The organism is Nocardia sp. GCM10030253 (assembly GCF_042675075.1).
Lineage (GTDB): Bacteria > Actinomycetota > Actinomycetes > Mycobacteriales > Mycobacteriaceae > Nocardia.
In genome coordinates this window covers 231,810-249,582 of the sequence record NZ_JBHTDL010000014.1, presented here as the reverse complement: position 1 = coordinate 249,582, position 17,773 = coordinate 231,810, and the positions used below count along the sequence as shown (strand labels likewise).

The window sequence follows — 17,773 nt, the reverse complement described above, 5'->3', positions numbered from 1 at the left end:
TGATGGGCAGATGAGCGGATTCGAGGGGATGTTGTGCTCGGCGGCGTGGGCTGTCGATGTTCCGCTGCCGGGCACCGCGACTCGGGTGACCGGCTGGCTGTGCGTCGAGCAGCCCGGTGCGTGGGGTCGCGATGTCATCGGTGACGAGGTGCTCGGGCCGGAGATCACCGCCGAACTGGCGGCCCGCACCAAGGCGGCGCAGGTCCGCCCGACGCTGATCCGGCGACCGGGGCGCAGCGAATTCACCGGCACTCGAACGGTTTTGATTGCCGGCTCGCGGCCGACGGGTTCGTGGTGTGAACGCTTCGAGATCACCGATCTGAAGCAGCTGCTCGATCTTGATCTGCACCTGCTCAACGGTCCGTCACCGGGAATCGGTGCGCCCGTTGACGATCCGCTTGTCCTGGTGTGCGCCCACGGAAAACGCGACCAATGCTGCGCACTCCTCGGCCGCCCGATCGCCGCCGGCCTGGCCGCCGAATACCCCGGCCAGATCTGGGAATGCTCACATACCGGCGGCCACCGCTTCGCCCCCGCCGTGGTCCTGCTGCCCTCCGGCCTGACCTATGGCCGCCTCGATGTCGCGGGCGCGGTGCGGGCAGTCGAGGCCGCACGGCGCGGCGCGGTCTCGATGACCGGCCTACGCGGTCGCAGCTGCTACAAACCCATCGAGCAGGCCGCCGAACTCGCTGTGCGCGAACGGATTTCCGCCGCCGCCGACGACCTGACGGTGCGCCTCGAACCCGACACCGCGACCTCAACGGGCCCGGCAGTCGACTCGGCCGACTCCACTCTGGCAGGCGCGGCGGTGGTCACTCACCGCGACGGTCGTCGCTGGCGCGTGACAGTCCACTCCGTGGCCTTCGCCCCACGGCAAGCCAGCTGCGGCGCTGCCCCGAAACCGGTGACCGCGGTGGTCGCCGACGAAATCCGGCCCATCACCAGCGGTTGACGCCCGATATCGCCATAGACGCCGGCTGCACCGAACTCCGCTGCGGCCGAAAGTCCAACTACCTCCCGGAGCCGCGCCTGGTACCGGGCTGAGCGCTCGTCCGCCATCGCCCCCTGCGCGATGGCGGACGAGCCCTCACCAGTGGGTGCCGGGGACCCAGCGGGCGGCGCGGCGCAGGGCGGTGCCGGTGATGCGGCGGGCAGTCGACTGGTGGCGTGGCTCGCGTTGGCGGGTCGGGGTTTCCGGCGTGTCCTCCGGGTCTGAATCCGCTTGTTCGCCCTTGGCCGCTGGGGAGTCGGGGAGGGCGCGGTAGTAGCGGTGCAGGATGCGGTCGCGGATCTTGGGGGTGAGCAGGGCGCCGTACTCGGCGAAGGTGCCCAGCGGCACGTCGATGCGCTTGGGGCGTTCGGTGAGCGCGCGCACGATGGTGGCCGCCGCCCATTCAGGGGATTCGGACGGGCCCTGATCGCCGCTCGGGGTGATCATCGGGGTGCGCACCAGCGGCATGTGGATGGTGGTGAAAGTGACGCCGTCGGCCATGGTTTCGACCGCCGCCACCTCGGTGAACTTGTCCAGCGCCGCCTTGCTCGCGAGATACGCGGAGAAGCGTGGGGTGGCCACCTGCACGCCCGCGCTGCTGATGTTGACGATGTGGCCGAACTTGCGTTCCCGCATCTGCGGCAGCAGGGCCAGCGTCAGCCGCAGCGCGCCGAAGTAGTTGACCGCCATGGTCCGTTCGAAGTCGTGCAGCCGGTCGGTGGAGCGGTGGATAGCGCGGCGGATGGAGCGGCCCGCATTGTTCACCAGCATGTCGACGTGGCCGTGCTCGTCCAGGATGGCCTTGACGGCCTGGTCGACGGATTCGGAATCGGTGATGTCGCACTGATATCCGTAGGCAACGGCGCCCTCGGCCCGGATCTCCTCGACCACGGTCGCGAGTTCGTCGCCGCGGCGCGCGAGCAGGAACACGATGGCGCCCTTGTCCGCGACGGCCAGCGCCGCGGCCCGGCCGATGCCGGAGGAGGCGCCGGTGATGAGGACGTGCCGGCCGGTGAGGTCGCGGCGGTTGCGCCGGGCCTGCCCGCGCGGGCCGGCGTCGTCAGCGGATGCTCGAGTCATCGCTGCTCCTTTGCAGGTCGATTTGGCACGAACTTACTCTGAAGTAAGTTTACCTGCCAAGTGGGCCTCGTCACGTCGGGGCTCGCGCTCGAACGCATCTCGAATCCTTCGAACATATGTGCGATACTCTGCGCATGGCGGACGATCGGATGGCGGAAGTATTTGCCGCGGTGCGGCTCGGCGGTGGGGATCCGGAGGCGGCTCGGCGGCTGCTCGAGGAGTTGTGGAACGAGATCGGTGCGAGTGGAGATCCGTTGCACCGCTGCCTCATTGCGCATCACCTCGCCGATCTGCAGGACACCGCCGAAGGCGCTTTGCTGTGGGATCAGCGCGCGCTCGCCGCGGTGTTCGGTCCCGGCGTTCCGCTCGATGAGGGGCTCCGCGGTTTCCTTCCCGCGCTGTACCTCAGCCTGGCCGACAGTCATCGCCGAGTCGGCGATTTCGACGCGGCCCGTATGCAATTGGCTATCGCCCGCGGCCATCTGGACATCCTCGCCAATGACGCCTATGGCGCCGTGATTCGAGCCAAGCTCGACAATGTCGAGGCCGCCCTGGCCGCCGCGTCGAAAGAACCGCTACCGGCCAACTGACCTGCGGAGACGGGTGAATCCCCGATATCGCAGGCCCGTTGCGACTCCTTGATATTTCGAATGTATGTTCGATAATTGAGGAGGTGATGTGTCATGGGCTGGAGCAACGGTCCACCGACCTGGGCGGAACTGGAGCGGGTGCTGTCCGGGCGTCCCGGCCGGACGAACCCGGACGCGATGTACCCCGGCGACGGCGGGGACAGCCCTGCGTGGTCGCGCAAGCGTGGTGCGTATCGGGCCGAGCCGGTCGAACCCGCCGATGGGCCGGTGGTGCCGTACGCGGAGTTGCACGCGCACTCGGCCTACAGCTTCCTGGACGGGGCGAGTCAGCCGGAGGAACTGGTGGAGGAGGCGGTCCGGCTCGGGTTGGCGGCGATCGCGCTCACCGACCACGACGGCTTCTACGGGACCGTGCGCTTCGCGGAGGCCGCCAAGGAGTGGGGGATGCCCACGGTTTTCGGTGCGGAGTTGTCACTCGGTTCGCAGCCCGCTCAGCAGTCAGGGGACACGGCGCAGGCCGGAGCCACGGATTCGGCGCCGCGCACCGGCTCGCCCGACCCCGCCGGTCCGCATCTGCTCGTACTCGCCAGAGGTCAAGAGGGCTACCGGCGACTATCGCGCGAGATCGCGGCCGCGCACCTGGCCGCGGGGGAGAAGGGCATTCTTCGCTACGACCTCGACGCGCTCACCGTGGCGGCCGACGGCCACTGGCACATCCTGACCGGCTGTCGCAAAGGCCATGTGCGCCGAGCTCTCGAGCGTGATCTGAGTGCGGGCGACACCCGCCTCGTCCATGCGGAAGCGGCGCTGCGCGACCTGACGGAACGCTTCGGCGTCGACCGGGTGAGTGTGGAGCTCACCCACCACGGCATTCCGGAGGACGACGAGCGCAACGCCCACCTCGTCGCGCTGGCCGACCGCCTCGGCCTGCCCGTGCTGGCCACTACCGGAGCGCATTTCGCCGGACCCGGCCAGCGTCGCCGCGCTATGGCGCTCGCGGCGATCAGATCGCGCCAGAGCCTGGACGAGATCGCCGGTTGGCTGGCCCCCACCGGCGGGGCGCACCTGCGCTCCGGCGCGGAGATGGCGCAGCTGTTCGCCGCCTGTCCGCAGGCGGTGGCGAACGCGGTGGCGCTCGCCAGGGAATGTGCTTTCGATCTGCGGTTGATCGCACCGAAGCTGCCGCCGTTCGAGGTGCCCGCCGGGCACGACGAGAAGTCGTGGCTGCGCGAGCTGACACTCGCGGGCGCCGCGGCCAGATACGGTCCGCGAGCGGGAAATCCGCAGGCGTACCAGCAGATCGAGCACGAGCTCGCCGTGATAGACAAGCTGGAATTCCCCGGTTACTTCCTGGTGGTGCATGACATCGTCACCTTCTGCAAGGACAACGACATCCTGTGCCAGGGCCGGGGTTCGGCGGCCAACTCGGCGGTCTGCTACGCGATCGGTATCACCAATGTCGACCCGGTCGCCAATAATCTGCTGTTCGAACGGTTCCTCTCCCCGGAGCGCGATGGCCCGCCCGATATCGATGTCGACATCGAATCCGATCGCCGTGAGGAGGCGATCCAGCACGTCTACACCAAATACGGTCGCGACTATGCCGCGCAGGTGGCCAATGTGATCACCTACCGCGGTAAGTCCGCGGTGCGTGACGCCGCCCGCGCACTGGGCTTTTCACCGGGCCAGCAGGATGCGTGGAGTAAACAGGTGAGCCGCTGGACCGGCGTCGGTGGCGAGACCGATACCGGCATTCCCGCGGAAGTGCTCGAGCTTGCCGCCGAAATCGAAGGTCTGCCAAGGCATCTCGGCATCCACTCCGGCGGCATGGTGATCTGTGATCGGCCCATCGCCGATGTCTGCCCGGTGGAGTGGGCGCGCATGCCGGGTCGCAGCGTGCTGCAATGGGACAAGGACGATTGCGCCGCGGTCAATCTGGTGAAATTCGATCTGCTCGGCCTCGGCATGCTCTCCGCGCTGCACTACATGATCGATATGGTGCGCGAGCACAAGGGGGACACGGTCGAGCTGCACAAGCTGGACCTGAAGGAAGCCGCCGTCTACGAGATGCTTTCGCGCGCTGACTCGGTGGGTGTCTTCCAGGTGGAGTCACGCGCACAGATGGCCACGCTGCCCCGATTGAAACCGCGGAACTTCTACGACCTGGTCGTGGAGGTGGCGCTGATTCGCCCCGGTCCGATCCAAGGTGGCTCGGTCCACCCCTATATCCGCCGCCGCAATGGGCTCGAAGAGGCAACCTATGACCATGAGGCCCTGCGGAATTCGCTTTCCCGCACCCTCGGCGTGCCGCTGTTCCAGGAGCAACTCATGCAGATGGCCGTCGACGTCGCCGGGTTCACCGCCGCCGAGGCCGACCAGTTGCGTCGCGCCATGGGTTCCAAACGATCCCCGGAACGCATGGAACGGCTCAAGGACCGGCTGTACCAGGGCATGCGCGAGCTGCACGGCATCACCGGCGAGGTCGCCGACCGCATCTACGAAAAGCTCTATGCCTTCGCGAATTTCGGCTTCCCGGAGAGCCATTCGCAGAGCTTCGCCTCGATAGTGTTCTATTCGTCCTGGTTCAAACTGCACCATCCCGCGGCCTTCTGCGCAGGCTTGCTGCGCGCCCAGCCGATGGGTTTCTACTCTCCGCAGTCGCTGGTCGCCGACGCCCGCAGGCATGGGGTGCTCGTGCACGGCCCCGACATCAACGCCAGCCGTGCCGAACCGACACTCGAGCAGCACGGCACCCAGGTGCGCCTCGGCCTCGCGACAATCCGCCACATCGGCGCCGACCTCGCCGAACGCATCGTCGAGGCCCGCGGGCCGGCGCCGTATACCTCGTTCATCGACCTCACCGGCCGCGTGGAACTGACTGTCGCCCAAGCGGAGTCGCTCGCCACCGCGGGCGCGCTCGGCAGTCTCGGCATTACCCGCCGCGAGGCGCTCTGGGCGGCGGGCGCCGCCGCGGGCGAACGTCCGGACCGTCTCCCCGGCACCGGCGCCGCCACCACCGCCCCCGCCTTGCCCGGCATGAGCGAGCTCGAACTCGCCGCCGCCGATGTCTGGGCCACCGGCGTCTCGCCCGGCAGCTATCCCACCGAATTCCTGCGTCCCCAACTCGACGCCCTTGGTGTCATCCCCGCCGCGGGTCTGCTCGCCGTCCCCGACGGCTCCCGAGTCCTGGTCGGCGGCGCCGTCACCCACCGCCAACGCCCCGCCACCGCCGCGGGCGTCACCTTCCTGAACCTGGAAGACGAAACCGGCATGGTGAACGTCGTCTGCTCGGTGGGCCTGTGGACTCGCTACCGCCGCCTGGCTCAGAGCGCCCCCGCCCTCCTCATCCGCGGCCGCGTCCAGAACGCCGAAGGTGCGGTCAGTGTCGTCGCCGAACACCTGCAGCGCATGGACCTGCGCATAGAAGCGAAGTCTCGCGACTTCCGTTGATCCTCAGAACATCCCGTTCTGGTTGACAGCCTCTTCCGGGATCGGCTGGATGACATCCCAATGTTCGACGAGCTTTCCGTCCTCGAGTCGAAAGATATCCATGATCGCCAGGCCGCGCTGCCCTGACTCGCGCACCCCGTGCACCTGCGCGGAAACGTAATCACCCTCTGCGACAAGGCGTTTCACCTCGACGTGCAATGCGGGGAATGCTTCCTTCAGGTGGGTGAGTCGGGCGAGCAGCCCATCGAGCCCGTCGGCGATTTCCGGGTTGTGCTGCACGTACCGATCGCCGATCAATGCGGCGGTGGCCGCGAAATCCTTTGCGTTGAAGGCTGCTTCGTAGAACGCGAGCACGGTGCGCTTGTTCGACTCGAGCTTCGGGTCAGCGGAGGTGTCATGGGCTTGCGGTGCGCCGGTCATGGGTAATCCTCACTTATGTGAACAACTGTAGCGCTACAACTGTAGCGCTACGTTTGTCTGGGTACAATCCGAGAATGAAGTCCGACTCGACGGCCCAGCGCGGTCGCAACCCGCGCGGTCAAGGCGGACGACTGCGGGAAGAGATCGTCGCCGCCGCGATAGAACTGCTCGACACGCTCGGCGATGACCAGGCGTTGTCGATGCGCGCGGTCGCGCGCGAAATCGGCAGTGCCGCAACGTCGGTCTATCTGCACTTCGCCGACCGTGACGCGCTGGTGCTCGCCGCGCTGGAGCGCTACCACGGCGACCTGGTGCGGGCGATCGATGCGGCGGAAGCCGCCTCCGACGACCCCGTCGACAAACTGCGCGCCCGCACTCGTGTCCTCGGCGCCTGGGCCTACCGGCATCCCGGTCTGTACAAGGTGCTGCACGAAAGCACCCTCAACCAGCGCGCGGAGATGCCGTTCAAGCGGCAACTGACCGAACGCACTACCGCCGCGATCCAACGCTGCATGGATGCCGGGCTCGCGCCAGAGGATGACGCGCCGTCGGTCACGCTCGATTTGCGTGCGGCCGTACATGGCGCGGTATCGATGCGACTCAACCAGCCGGACCAGCCGTGGCCTCCGCTCGAGGATCAGATCGAGCGTTTCCTCATCAAACTGGTCGGCGTCGCACCAGCGAGATAGCTTGCTCGGCAAGCTCGGTGACCGATCTCACCGCAGCGGCTACTCTTCGATCATGCGCAAGCTTGCTGTCTTGTTGACCGGCGTGCTGGGTTTGACGTTGCTCGTCGGGTGCGGTGACGACAACGGGAACTCCGTCTCGGATGGGTCGACCATGGCCACCGCCGCCGCACCCGCGATCACGCCGCCGGGATTCCGCGAACAGGCCCCGGCGCCGAAGCAGGACAACCGCGGGCAGGGCAGTGATCCGGTCGCGCTGCGCAAAGAGGTCGTCACCGGCAGCGTCTCCCTCACCGCGGGTGACCCGGTCGGCACGGCGGGCAAGGTCGCCGATCAGGTGCGGCTGCTGGACGGCCGGATCGATAGCCGCACCGAACAGCCGGGGACCGACGACACCGACCCGAGCGCCACGCTCACCGTGCGAATCCCCTCGGACAAGACGGACAAGTTCATCGATGGTCTCGGCGATCTCGGCCGCGTCACCCAGGTGAGCACCAACCGGGACGACGTCACGATGCGGTGGGAGGACCTGGACGCCAGGATCAAAGCGCTACAGGCCTCGGTCGACCGGTTGCGTGCGCTCATCGCCGGAGCCACCACCACCGCGGATCTCATTGCCGCGGAAAGCGCGCTGTCCAGCAGGCAGGGCGAACTCGACAGCCTCACCGCGCAGAAGCGGCACCTCGACGACCAGGTCTCGCTGTCCACGCTGACCATCGACATCACTACCGACGACAAGAAATCCGACGACGGGCCGACCAATTTCTGGGATGGCATCGTCTCGGGTTGGCACTCGCTGGTGTCCTGGCTCCAGGACGCGGTCGTCTTCACCGGCAAGGCAATTCCGTGGCTCGGCTTCCTCGTGGTAATCGGTGCCGTGGTCTGGGGCATTGTGCGCGCCGTGCGACGGCCCGGTCGGAAAGCGGGTGCCACGACTACGGAAGAATCGGCCGCGGTGGCGGAATCGGCACCGGAACCGGACCCGGCGAGCACCTCGAAGGGCGCCGATACCAGCGCCGAGACGGGAGCATCAGGTGCCGACAGTGGTAAGGGCGACGATCAAACCGAACAGCCGTAAAGGCCCACTCGTCGAAACCCTCGACGATGGCACCCTGCAGCTGTACGTCCGCGCCCCCGCCGTCGAAGGCAAGGCGAACAAGGCCGCCGTCGAACTCCTTGCCGACCACTACGGCGTACCCAAATCCGCCGTCCGCCTGGCCGCCGGCGCGACCTCGCGCTTCAAACGCTTCGAGGTAGACCTCTGAACTCTTCCCACGCAGCCGGTTTCAGTGTTCGGGTGCAGGTTCGGCTCGGTGCGGTGATGCCGAGGAGGCGTTTACACACCGCCGGGAAAACCGAGTTGCCGCCAAGCTTCGTACACGGTGACGGCAGCGGCGTTGGAGAGGTTCATCGAACGGCGGCCCGGCAGCATGGGGATGCGCAGCTGGGCGGTGATGTGCGGGTCGGCGAGCACATCGGCGGGCAGGCCTGTCGGCTCGGTGCCGAACAGCAGCACATCACCCTCGCGATAGACCACCTCGGTGTAGTGCGTCTCGGCCTGCGTAGTGAACGCGAACACCCGCTCAGGCCGCAGCGCCTCCCACGCCGCCGCCAGATTCGCGTGCACGGTCACCGACGCCAGATCGTGGTAATCCAAACCGGCTCGCCGCAGCTTGGACTCCGAAAGGTCGAACCCGAGCGGCTCGACCAGATGCAACTCACACCCGGTCCCAGCAACCAGGCGAATCGCGTTGCCGGTATTCCCCGGTATGGCCGGCTCATGGAACATCAATCGGAACACAAGGCCAGTCAATCAGGTGCTGCCACGGCTGGGTCGACGGCCTGACCGCTACCGGAATCCGTAGCGGTAGGCCGGGTGCGCGGTACCGACCCGCACAGGCTCAGCCGAAGCTGCCCGTGCTGGGCTTACCCGTCACGTCGACGGTGATGATGTCCGTAGTCGACGCATAGTCGTGATTCCCGGTCGGGCGGTCGAAGGCGCATGCGCCGCGCACGCGCATCTGTCCGGTCGGGAGACCCCCATTCCCCAGCGAGGACTGGACCATCTTGCCGTCCGGGATGGCGAAGGACGTGGGGTTATTGCCACCGAAGATTGCGCCGGTGTCGTTGTTGTACACCCAGCACACACCCCGGTCGTTCGGGTTATGGAACTTCGCCGACACGGTTCCTGTCAGCGAGAAGACCTCCTCCATCACCGGGGGCTCCAGCCCGGGTTCCGCGACAGCGGTGGCACCCGAGGCGAGCGCTATCGCCACAGCCGGAAGCGCGATCAGCGCGAGAACAGGGAGTCGTCGATTGGTCATGATCGAAATCATGCCATTTCCTCCGGTGGGCCCATTTCCTGGGGCATCAACCGAATCAAATTGGACCACAACATCATTCAACCCACGTCGGGATCGATGCCCTGCTCCGGGATCGCATCTGCGCTCGCCTGGGAGCAGCCTACTTCGCGGGCCGCTCCGGCAGCGCGCATGCGATGCCGTCCGCCATTCCGGTCGGACGTACGCCGAGGCCCTGGTTGAGGCGGGCGCGTTGGTTTTCCCAGGAGATCGCGGCTGCCAGTTCGGCCAGCTGGGATTTCGATAGTCGGGTCAGCAGTTCGGTGCGCAGGTTGTCGAGTTCGACGGCGGGGGTGGCGGTCATGGCTTCGGCGAAGGCGATGACCAGTTTTTCCAGCTCGGTGTAGGCGTCGCTTGTTCGGTAGCGGGGCAAATCGGCGAGCTGGTGTTCGGTGAGGCCGGATGACCGGGCCACCGCGGAGCCGATGTCCAGACAGAACTCACAGTTCACGAGGCCTGCGGTCTTCAGTTCGGCCAGCTCTTTGAGTTTCGGATCCAGCCGATTGGTGAACAGCAACATCGTCTCGTACACGATGATGCCGAACCCGATCTGCGGTCGACGGCCGAGCCAGCCGAACAGATCGGACCGGTTCCGCTTCGCGCCCCGGACAGCTTTCAGAGTATGCAGAATCCGCGTAAGGGCTCTCATTGTCCCCATCCCTCAATGTCTCGGGTGACTCCAGACTACATCCAAACTACGTTCTGTAGTAGAGATATGCGGGCTCGAAGTCGTGGCACCGGGCACGATCATTCACCTCTCGGGACAGGTCGGTGCCCGCATGCATGCGGGTGTCGTCTGCGACAATCGGGGAGTGACCGACGTCGACTCGTCCGCCGCGCGGCGTACCGGCAGGAACAGCCTGGGAGAGCAGTTCCTGCGCTGTCACCTGCCGATGGTGATCGTGACCCTGGTCATCCTGCTCGCGGTCGTCTTCGTCGCCCAGGATCGCTGGCGCCGCGGCGCCCTGTTCTTCGGCGGCGCGACCCTGCTCGCGGCAGCCTTCCGGCTATGCCTGCCGACCGCGCGAGTCGGCCTGCTCGCGGTGCGCAGCAAGCCGTTCGACGTCGCCACCCTGAGCCTGCTCGGCGCCTTGATCGTCTTCATCGCCGCGACGATCAACACCCTCGGCGTCGGCTGACGGGATACCGTCCGTCGTTGCGCTGGAACGGCTTCGGTAGCGCGGACGTGCTCGCCCTCGCCGAGATTGTCGGTGAGGACGGCACCCTTATCGACTGATTTCACCGGCCCGTGGGATATCGCTCGGCGAACACGGTGTGCTCGCGCGGGCGGCGCCCGGGGTGCGGTGGGTCGGCGTCGCTGTAGCCGACGGCCACCATGACAGTGATGGCCAGGTCGGGGCGACCATCGATGCCGATGGCTTTCTTGACCAGGTCCGGGTCCCAGCCGTTCATCGGCGCTGAGGAGAGACCGAGGCTGGTGGCGGCGAGCATGACGTAGGTCGCCGCGATCATCGCGTTCTTCACGGCGTTCTCGCGGATCAGCCCGCGCTGTTGCAGCGAGTGGAATTCGGCGCGGGAGTCGAACATGGCCGTGAACTCCGCGTTCCATGCGCCGTTGCGGCCGGCGAGTTCGGCGATGTCGGCATTGGCCGCCTCCCAGGCCGCCGTCTCGGCGACGAAGACCAGCACGACCGGCGCCTCTAGTGGTTGCGGCTGGCCGAAGGCGGCGTCCGACAGGTCGCGGCGGCCGGATTCACTGGTCACCACGACGATCGAACGGTCCTGCATGTTCCAGGCCGTTGGTGCCTCGACCGCCAGCTCCAGCAGTTCCTCGAGCAGTTCCGGCGGGACCGGGTCGGGGCGGTAGCGGCGGGTGGTGCGGCGGGCGCGGATGGCGGCGGGGACTGAAAGTGTCGGTGTTCTCATAATTCTTACTATCGGAGAGTTACTCTCCAATGGGAAGACGGCACTTAAAAGTGCGTTACACTCGAAAACGTGCGTACGATCCATGAGGCCAGTGGACTGCCCGCCGATGTCTACTCGGCGAAGTGCCCGACCAGACAACTCCTCGACCAGGTCGCGGGCAAGTGGACGGTGTTGATCGTGGACGCCCTCGCTGACGGGACGATGCGCTACACCGACCTGCACCGCCGCATCGATGGCGTCTCGCAGAAAATGCTCACGCAAACGCTGCGCCAGCTCGAAACAGACGGATTCGTCACGCGCACAGTGCATCCCACCATTCCGCCACGCGTCGACTACGACCTCACCGAGCTCGGTCACAGCCTGCGCACCCCGATCGCGGCGCTGCGCGAGTGGATCGAGACCAATATCAATCGCGTCGAGGAAGCCAGGCGCATCGCGGCAGGCTGACAGTCCGCGTGGATATCGTGACGTTATCCGCGGAAGTGTCTCAGGTAGTAAACTGGAACCTTCGGCTCGCAATGGTTTTCATGAGCTATAGCTCAGGTGTCGAGCGAGTCCGCGCCGTCCGAGACCCCGACGGTCTTGTCCAATGCAGCGACTCCAGCGTGGGGGAAACGGCATGAGTAATACCAACGGAATCAGCGGCGGATTGCACTCGCTGTGGACAGTGGTGGCGTTCGACGACAACGGGCTCGATGGCACGCCTCTCGTCGGGACGGCCATGGCTGTTGATCTGGATATGGCGGCCGGGTTGGTCTGCGCGTATCTACCTGTCCTGGAACGGGATTCCCATGGTTACTACCTGGTCGCAACCCGCACCGGGACGGACGCGAACCGGTCGGGCCGCCCCGCGCCCGCCTGGATCAGCAAGCCGTTCCACAACGGCGCGGGATGGACGACGGGGCCGTGGAGCGCGCTGGAGGGTGACCCCGCGGCCGAGGTCTAGCGCTCGTCGACCCGAGCCTCAGCTTGCTTCGGCCGCCACCGCGCGCCCGCTGCGAGCGCCGTAGCGACTGCGGGCCTCGGCCGGAGTAATCGTCTCGAGCCTTGTCGGCGGCTCCGCCTTCAGATGCTGTTCGAGGATCTGTCCCGCCATCGGCGCGATGAACGGCGCCGCCGCGATGAGACCGAACGAGTTGAACGCGGACGTGAGCCACACGATGATCTTGGCGGCGGGCCGGACCGGCAGATCCACGATGCGCGGCCGATCGAACCTGCCGAGCTTGCGCATCCATTTCGGCAGTGTGGCAACCGAAGCCAGCGACAGCAGCCTGCTTCCGGCGAAATAACTGATGCCCGCGCCGTTGCGCAGTGGGGTCCACAGCAGGTGGTGCATGCCCTCCTCGGCGCGCTCGGAGGTGCACAGCCGCGGGCGGACCCTGGCGAAATACGCGCGCACCTCGTCGCGGGAACGCGGCACATCCTCCGGCTTGCAGGTCTGCAGTTCGGCCGCGATCGCGCACTCGTGCCAGTAGCGCGCCTCCTCCTCCGGTGACAGCGGGCCGGGTCCGAACATCTCGTAGGCCTTGAGCACCGAATGCCAGCCGGTGATGTGGATCCACAGCTGGGTCTCGGGGCTGTTGGCGCTGTAGCGCGTCCCGCTGATCGGTTCGATGCCGGTCATCGGTGCGTGCACCCGCATCAGGTGCTCGGCGGCCTGGATGGCGGTGCGGCCGTCGGCGATGGCGACGAGCAGGAAGTAGGAGAACGTGTGGTCGAGGCGGCTGCGCGGGTCGGTGTAGATGCCTCGGGAATCGGCGACGGCCGCGGTCAGGAACGGGTCGAAATGTTCGAGGACCACCGCGCGCTGGAAGCCGATCACCGCGGTCGGTGCGGTCCAGATCTTCCAGCTGGGCGAGTCGGGGCCGAAGAACCCGTAGTCATCGCGGCGAAGTGTGGTCGGATCGAAGGCCATCAGCTGCTCCTTTGCGTGCTCGCCTTCCCCTGACGGCGAATGCAACGCAACCGTAGCAATTGGCGGTGAACAATACAACGGGCCCGTAGCATTTGTATTCGAACGGATTCCATATCCGGCGCCGATGGGTGTCACTATGGACCGGTGGAGGTGAAACGGCAGTGACTCGAACGCACACCGCGGCCGACAGCCCGCGCAGGCGATACGCGCCGCGGCTGCCTCCGGAGCAGCGCCGCGCCCAACTCCTCGACGCGGCCTTCGCGGTGCTGGGTCGGATGGAACTGCACGAGCTGAGCATGGAGGCGGTCGCGCAGGAGGCCGGTGTCGGAAAGCCTGTGCTCTACACCGTGTTCAAGACCCGCGCCGAACTGGTGACGGCGCTGCTGGAGCGGGAGAACGAGCGTGGCCTCGAACAGGTCACCTCGACATTGCCCACCGATCTCATGGGCGCCGATCCCGTGGTCGCGGCCTCGGCGACGGTCGAGGCGTTCGTCGGTGTGGCACTGGAGAATCCGACGCGCTGGCGGCTGATTCTCGCCGCACCGGGCAACGCCCCCGGAGAATACCGTGACGCGCTGCGGAATTCGCGTGCGGGCATCTTCGATCAGGCCGAGGCACTGGTTCGAATGGGTACCGTGCTCGAACCACGTTGGGCGGGTGTGGATTCCGCGCTGCTCACCAATTCGCTGCTGACCATCGCCGAGATGCTCGGCCGGTTGGCGGTCAGTGAGCCCGAGAACTATCCGCGGGAGCGGTTGCAGGCCTACGTGCGTTCCATCGTCGGTCTGCTCGTCGGCGCTCCCGTCGCCGAATAGACTTGGCGGCCAAACGTTTCAGGTAGGGCCGTCGAAAAACCCTGCTATCAGTCGGCCGACCCGCGGTTCACCCGGGCAAGCCGCATCGTCTCGGTCAGCAGCTTCGACACCGCGGCCGCTTCGGTGAGGAACCCGTCGTGGCCATCGCGTGAATGCACGATCTCGAGCCCGTCGCAGCCGGGCAGCCCATCGGCCAGTTCCTGCTGGGTACGCAGCGGATACAGCCGATCGGAGTCGACACCGCCCACTACGCACGGCACCGGTGTCGCGGCAAGCGCGGCCTCGACACCGCCGCGCCCGCGCCCGATGTCGTGCCGGTTCATCGCCTCGGTGAGCAATACATAGGTGGCCGGATCGAAACGGCTACAGAGCTTGTCGGCCTGATGATCCAGATAGCTCTGCACCGCATAGCGGCCGCCACGCCATGGATCCTCGTCGCCCTGCGCGTTGTTCTCGAAGCGGTGGTCCAGCTCGGACTCGGTCCGATAGGTCAGGTGCGCAATGCGCCTGGCGATGCCCATGCCGGTCATCGGAACACGGTCGGTGTCGTGATAGTCGCCGCCCTGCCAGTCGGGGTCGGCCTTGATGGCGGCGATTTGCGTTGTCTGCGTGCCGATCTGGTCGGCGGTAGCGCGCGCGCCGACGGCGAGCACCAGTGCCGCGGCGACCCGATCCGGTGCGCCGACCATCCACTCCAGCACCCGCATGCCACCCATCGACCCGCCGACAACGGCGGCTAGTCGGTCGATGCCGAGCAGATCCATCAGCGCCGCTTCCGCGTTCACCTGATCGCGGATGGAGACCTCCGGAAACCGTGCGCCCCACGGCTTTCCGTCTGGAGCCAGCGAGGTGGGGCCGGTGCTGCCCTTGCAGCCGCCGAGCACGTTCGTCGCGATGACACACCACTCGTCGGTGTCGAGCGGCGCTCCGGGGCCGACCATGCCGTCCCACCAGCCCGGCATCGGATGGATATCGTCCGGAAGTCCGACCACATGCGAGTCGCCGGTCAGCGCGTGCTCGACCAGCACAACGTTGTCCAGCGTGGGGGAGAGCTCACCCCAGCGCTGCACGGCAAGGTGCACTTCCGGAACGACAGCGCCGTTCTCCAGCCGCACGTCCCCGATGGCGATCATGCCGAGCCGCCCGTCCGGCGGTGGCAGGGCCACCGCCGACGCGGGTCGCACGGCACTCCGTTCGGCGCTCACGGTCACGTCGTCACCGCCGCGAAACCGGCTCGCAGATCGGCGAGTATGTCGTCGATTCCCTCGATGCCAACCGCCAGGCGGACCAGCCCCGGCGTGACACCGGAGGCCAGCTGCTCCTCGGGCGTCAGCTGCGAATGCGTGGTCGACGCGGGGTGGATCACGAGAGAACGCACATCCCCGATGTTAGCGACGTGGCTGTGCAGGGCTAATGCGTCGACGAACTTCTTGCCCGCATCGACACCACCGCTCAGCTCGAACGCGACAATCGCGCCGGGTCCCTTGGGCGCGAGCTGCTTGGCGCGCTCATGCCACGGTGAGGACGGCAGTCCCGCGTAATACACCGATTCGACGCCCGGCTGTGTATTCAGGAACTCGGCGACCGCCTGTGCGTTGGCGACGTGCCGCTCGAGGCGCAGGCTCAGCGTCTCGACGCCCTGGCTGATCAGGAAGGCGTTGAACGGTGATACCGCCGCGCCGAGGTCGCGCAGCAGCTGCACGCGCGCCTTCAGCGCGTAGGCGGGCGCGCCGAGATCGGCGAACACGGCACCGTGGTAGCTCGGGTCCGGGGTGGTGAAACCGGGGAACCGTGGCTCGCCCTTCTCGTCACGCACGGTCCAGTCGAACGTGCCGCCATCGACGATCACGCCGGCGACCGCCGTGCCGTGCCCGCCGAGGTACTTGGTCGCCGAGTGCACCACGATGTCCGCACCGTGCGCGAGCGGCTGGATCAGGTACGGGGTTGCGACCGTGTTGTCCACGATGAGCGGCAGCCCGTTGGCGTGCGCGATGGCGGAGATGCCGGGAATGTCGAAGATGGCGCTGCTCGGATTGGCGATGGTCTCGCCGTAGAACGCCTTGGTGTTCGGCCGGATGGCCGCACGCCACTGCTCGAGGTCGTCGGGGTCCTCTACGAAGGACACCTCGATACCGAGCTTGGGCAGTGAGTAGTGGAAGAGGTTGTAGGTGCCGCCGTAGAGGTGCGGGCTGGACACGATGTGGTCACCGGCCGAGGCCAGGTTGAGGATCGCGTAGGTCTCCGCGGCCTGCCCGGAGGCCAGCAGCAATGCCGCGACACCGCCCTCGAGGGCGGCGATGCGCTGCTCGACCACGTCCTGGGTCGGGTTCATGATCCTGGTGTAGATGTTGCCCGGTTCGGCCAGACCGAACAGTGCGGCCGCGTGATCGGTATCGCGGAAGGCGTAGGAGGTGGTCTGGTAGATCGGGAGGGCGCGTGCGCCGGTGGTCCCGTCCGGGGCCTGCCCCGCGTGAACCTGCTTGGTCTCGAAGGACCACTGCGTCGGATCGGACGAAACGGTCGGATCGATATCGGCTGCGGACGCGATGGGGTCACTCATGTCTTGCTCCAAAGAGGGTTGTTCGCCAGAACTACTTGCTTACCGGGGTGTGGGCGACGGACAACAACACATTGGGGGAACCTCCTGCAGTAGCGCGCTTGCTCTCGACTTTCGAGAGCCCGGTCATCACCCGGAGCACCCCACCGCTGCTGGAGGGTTGCCGTCCAGCAAGCCGGGGCTTCGCGCTGGCACTCATGACCTGATCGGCATCATAGCTGGCGGTCGGGCGACGATCGAAATCCGTTGCCGAACTCACTGGGTTTCGGTGGCCTGCGGGATGCAGCAGAGGCGTACGAACTCGTCGTAGGTCGTGAGGAACGCGGTGCGGCCCGCCAGGGCTGCCGCTGCCGGGTCGTCTTCATCGAGTATGTCGACCGAGCACTCCATCCCGAGCTGACCGATCAGCTGCCAGGTGCCGACGATCAGCCGCACCTGCAGTGCGTCGGGCTGAGTGTGGAGTCGTTCGGCAAGCACCTCGGCGATCGCGATGGTCTTGTGGTCGGCGTGCTCGAGGCTGCGCGCGCTGACCGACGGGCTGCTGCGCAGGATGCGCTGCATTTGCTGGAACTGCCGGAACGAGATCGGCTCAGTTCCGCCTGCAGCCTGGTCGACAGCGTGCAGGAAGGCCTCGCGCAGCGCTTGCAGCTCGTTGCCGGTGACCGGGAGTCCGCGCAGGGTCTCGGCGACGGCGAGGCCGAAGTCCTTGATCGGCCCGAGGACGATGTCTTCTTTGCTGTCGAAATACCGGTTGATCGTGCGGGGTGACACATCCGCGGCGTTGGCGATCTGCTCGACGGTCGTGGCATCGAAGCCGTGCGCGTCGCAGAGGTCGAGTCCGACCTCGATGATGCGCAAGCGGGTCTGCTGCTTTTTGCGCTCGCGCAGGCCCGCGGGCGCCGGACTCGCGGCATGGTCCTGGTTCGCCTCGGCGCTGGCAGGGGAGTCCGCTGCGGCGCTCGCGCCGGTCGGCGTTGATGACTCGAGCATCCTCCCACTCTATCGCAGCCAGGCCTTTTCGT

Annotated in this window: 20 protein-coding genes and 1 riboswitch; of the genes, 10 read left to right on the top strand and 10 right to left on the bottom strand. The window is 66.8% G+C overall.

Annotated features, from left to right (window positions below):
• Positions 1 to 10 precede the first annotated feature (10 nt).
• Positions 11 to 952 carry a sucrase ferredoxin gene (locus tag ACFQZZ_RS30715; protein ID WP_378687650.1) on the top strand — a complete coding sequence of 314 codons (942 nt, stop codon included), beginning with the start codon at positions 11 to 13 and terminating at the stop codon, positions 950 to 952.
• A 135-nt stretch (positions 953 to 1,087) separates the two neighbouring features.
• Here ACFQZZ_RS30715 and ACFQZZ_RS30710 read toward each other — a convergent pair whose 3' ends face one another.
• On the bottom strand, positions 1,088 to 2,071 hold the full coding sequence (locus ACFQZZ_RS30710; protein ID WP_378687648.1) for an SDR family NAD(P)-dependent oxidoreductase: 984 nt from the start codon (positions 2,069 to 2,071) through the stop codon (positions 1,088 to 1,090).
• A gap of 134 nt (positions 2,072 to 2,205) precedes the next feature.
• Here ACFQZZ_RS30710 and ACFQZZ_RS30705 point away from each other — a divergent pair, with 134 nt between their 5' ends.
• Entirely contained in the window at positions 2,206 to 2,661 is a 456-nt protein-coding gene (locus ACFQZZ_RS30705) for a hypothetical protein (RefSeq protein ID WP_378687646.1), read from the top strand.
• Between the two features lie 93 nt (positions 2,662 to 2,754).
• Entirely contained in the window at positions 2,755 to 6,111 is a 3,357-nt protein-coding gene (locus ACFQZZ_RS30700; protein WP_378687645.1) for an error-prone DNA polymerase, read from the top strand.
• A 3-nt stretch (positions 6,112 to 6,114) separates the two neighbouring features.
• Here ACFQZZ_RS30700 and ACFQZZ_RS30695 read toward each other — a convergent pair whose 3' ends face one another.
• On the bottom strand, positions 6,115 to 6,531 hold the full coding sequence (locus ACFQZZ_RS30695; protein ID WP_378687643.1) for an ester cyclase: 417 nt from the start codon (positions 6,529 to 6,531) through the stop codon (positions 6,115 to 6,117).
• Between the two features lie 74 nt (positions 6,532 to 6,605).
• Here ACFQZZ_RS30695 and ACFQZZ_RS30690 point away from each other — a divergent pair, with 74 nt between their 5' ends.
• The 3 genes from ACFQZZ_RS30690 to ACFQZZ_RS30680 are packed head-to-tail and all read left to right on the top strand — an operon-like array spanning position 6,606 to position 8,482.
• Positions 6,606 to 7,220, top strand: coding sequence for a TetR/AcrR family transcriptional regulator (locus ACFQZZ_RS30690; RefSeq protein WP_378687641.1), 615 nt, complete (start codon positions 6,606 to 6,608; stop codon positions 7,218 to 7,220).
• Positions 7,221 to 7,272: 52 nt separating this feature from the next.
• A complete protein-coding gene (locus ACFQZZ_RS30685) occupies positions 7,273 to 8,295 on the top strand; it encodes a DUF4349 domain-containing protein (protein WP_378687639.1) in 1,023 nt (340 codons plus the stop codon).
• Positions 8,252 to 8,482, top strand: a complete 231-nt coding sequence (locus ACFQZZ_RS30680; RefSeq protein ID WP_378687638.1) for a DUF167 domain-containing protein — start codon at positions 8,252 to 8,254, stop codon at positions 8,480 to 8,482. Before ACFQZZ_RS30685 ends, ACFQZZ_RS30680 begins: the two co-directional genes overlap by 44 nt.
• 71 nt (positions 8,483 to 8,553) lie before the next feature.
• Here the strand turns inward: ACFQZZ_RS30680 and ACFQZZ_RS30675 are convergent, their stop codons facing one another.
• The 3 genes from ACFQZZ_RS30675 to ACFQZZ_RS30665 all read right to left on the bottom strand — a co-directional run bounded on the left by ACFQZZ_RS30675 (position 8,554) and on the right by ACFQZZ_RS30665 (position 10,226).
• Entirely contained in the window at positions 8,554 to 9,018 is a 465-nt protein-coding gene (locus ACFQZZ_RS30675) for a tRNA (cytidine(34)-2'-O)-methyltransferase (RefSeq protein ID WP_378687636.1), read from the bottom strand.
• Positions 9,019 to 9,118: 100 nt separating this feature from the next.
• Positions 9,119 to 9,541: a hypothetical protein gene (locus ACFQZZ_RS30670; RefSeq protein WP_378687635.1), complete on the bottom strand. Its 423-nt coding sequence runs from the start codon at positions 9,539 to 9,541 to the stop codon at positions 9,119 to 9,121.
• A gap of 139 nt (positions 9,542 to 9,680) precedes the next feature.
• Positions 9,681 to 10,226 carry a carboxymuconolactone decarboxylase family protein gene (locus ACFQZZ_RS30665; protein ID WP_378687633.1) on the bottom strand — a complete coding sequence of 182 codons (546 nt, stop codon included), beginning with the start codon at positions 10,224 to 10,226 and terminating at the stop codon, positions 9,681 to 9,683.
• Between the two features lie 244 nt (positions 10,227 to 10,470).
• Between ACFQZZ_RS30665 and ACFQZZ_RS30660 the strand changes: the two genes are divergently transcribed.
• Positions 10,471 to 10,716 (top strand): DUF3017 domain-containing protein, encoded by a 246-nt coding sequence (locus tag ACFQZZ_RS30660; protein WP_378688040.1) that lies wholly within the window; start codon positions 10,471 to 10,473, stop codon positions 10,714 to 10,716.
• A 100-nt stretch (positions 10,717 to 10,816) separates the two neighbouring features.
• Here the strand turns inward: ACFQZZ_RS30660 and ACFQZZ_RS30655 are convergent, their stop codons facing one another.
• Positions 10,817 to 11,464, bottom strand: coding sequence for a nitroreductase family protein (locus ACFQZZ_RS30655; RefSeq protein ID WP_378687632.1), 648 nt, complete (start codon positions 11,462 to 11,464; stop codon positions 10,817 to 10,819).
• 69 nt (positions 11,465 to 11,533) lie between these two features.
• Between ACFQZZ_RS30655 and ACFQZZ_RS30650 the strand changes: the two genes are divergently transcribed.
• Both ACFQZZ_RS30650 and ACFQZZ_RS30645 read left to right on the top strand, forming a co-directional pair.
• Positions 11,534 to 11,911, top strand: a complete 378-nt coding sequence (locus ACFQZZ_RS30650; RefSeq protein WP_378687630.1) for a winged helix-turn-helix transcriptional regulator — start codon at positions 11,534 to 11,536, stop codon at positions 11,909 to 11,911.
• Between the two features lie 172 nt (positions 11,912 to 12,083).
• Entirely contained in the window at positions 12,084 to 12,410 is a 327-nt protein-coding gene (locus tag ACFQZZ_RS30645; RefSeq protein ID WP_378687628.1) for a hypothetical protein, read from the top strand.
• Positions 12,411 to 12,428: 18 nt separating this feature from the next.
• On the opposite strand, the gene ACFQZZ_RS30640 is transcribed toward ACFQZZ_RS30645, so the two are convergent.
• Positions 12,429 to 13,379 carry an oxygenase MpaB family protein gene (locus ACFQZZ_RS30640; protein WP_378687627.1) on the bottom strand — a complete coding sequence of 317 codons (951 nt, stop codon included), beginning with the start codon at positions 13,377 to 13,379 and terminating at the stop codon, positions 12,429 to 12,431.
• Positions 13,380 to 13,540: 161 nt separating this feature from the next.
• On the opposite strand from ACFQZZ_RS30640, the gene ACFQZZ_RS30635 reads away from it, so the two are divergent.
• On the top strand, positions 13,541 to 14,194 hold the full coding sequence (locus ACFQZZ_RS30635) for a TetR/AcrR family transcriptional regulator (protein ID WP_378687626.1): 654 nt from the start codon (positions 13,541 to 13,543) through the stop codon (positions 14,192 to 14,194).
• Between the two features lie 47 nt (positions 14,195 to 14,241).
• On the opposite strand, the gene ACFQZZ_RS30630 is transcribed toward ACFQZZ_RS30635, so the two are convergent.
• The 3 genes from ACFQZZ_RS30630 to ACFQZZ_RS30620 all read right to left on the bottom strand — a co-directional run bounded on the left by ACFQZZ_RS30630 (position 14,242) and on the right by ACFQZZ_RS30620 (position 17,741).
• Entirely contained in the window at positions 14,242 to 15,405 is a 1,164-nt protein-coding gene (locus tag ACFQZZ_RS30630) for a homoserine O-acetyltransferase (RefSeq protein ID WP_378687625.1), read from the bottom strand.
• Positions 15,402 to 16,754 carry a bifunctional o-acetylhomoserine/o-acetylserine sulfhydrylase gene (locus ACFQZZ_RS30625; protein WP_378687623.1) on the bottom strand — a complete coding sequence of 451 codons (1,353 nt, stop codon included), beginning with the start codon at positions 16,752 to 16,754 and terminating at the stop codon, positions 15,402 to 15,404. Before ACFQZZ_RS30625 ends, ACFQZZ_RS30630 begins: the two co-directional genes overlap by 4 nt.
• An 89-nt stretch (positions 16,755 to 16,843) precedes the next feature.
• A riboswitch (SAM riboswitch) is annotated at positions 16,844 to 16,954 on the bottom strand.
• Positions 16,955 to 17,006: 52 nt separating this feature from the next.
• On the bottom strand, positions 17,007 to 17,741 hold the full coding sequence (locus ACFQZZ_RS30620) for a TetR family transcriptional regulator (protein WP_378687622.1): 735 nt from the start codon (positions 17,739 to 17,741) through the stop codon (positions 17,007 to 17,009).
• Positions 17,742 to 17,773: the final 32 nt, after the last annotated feature.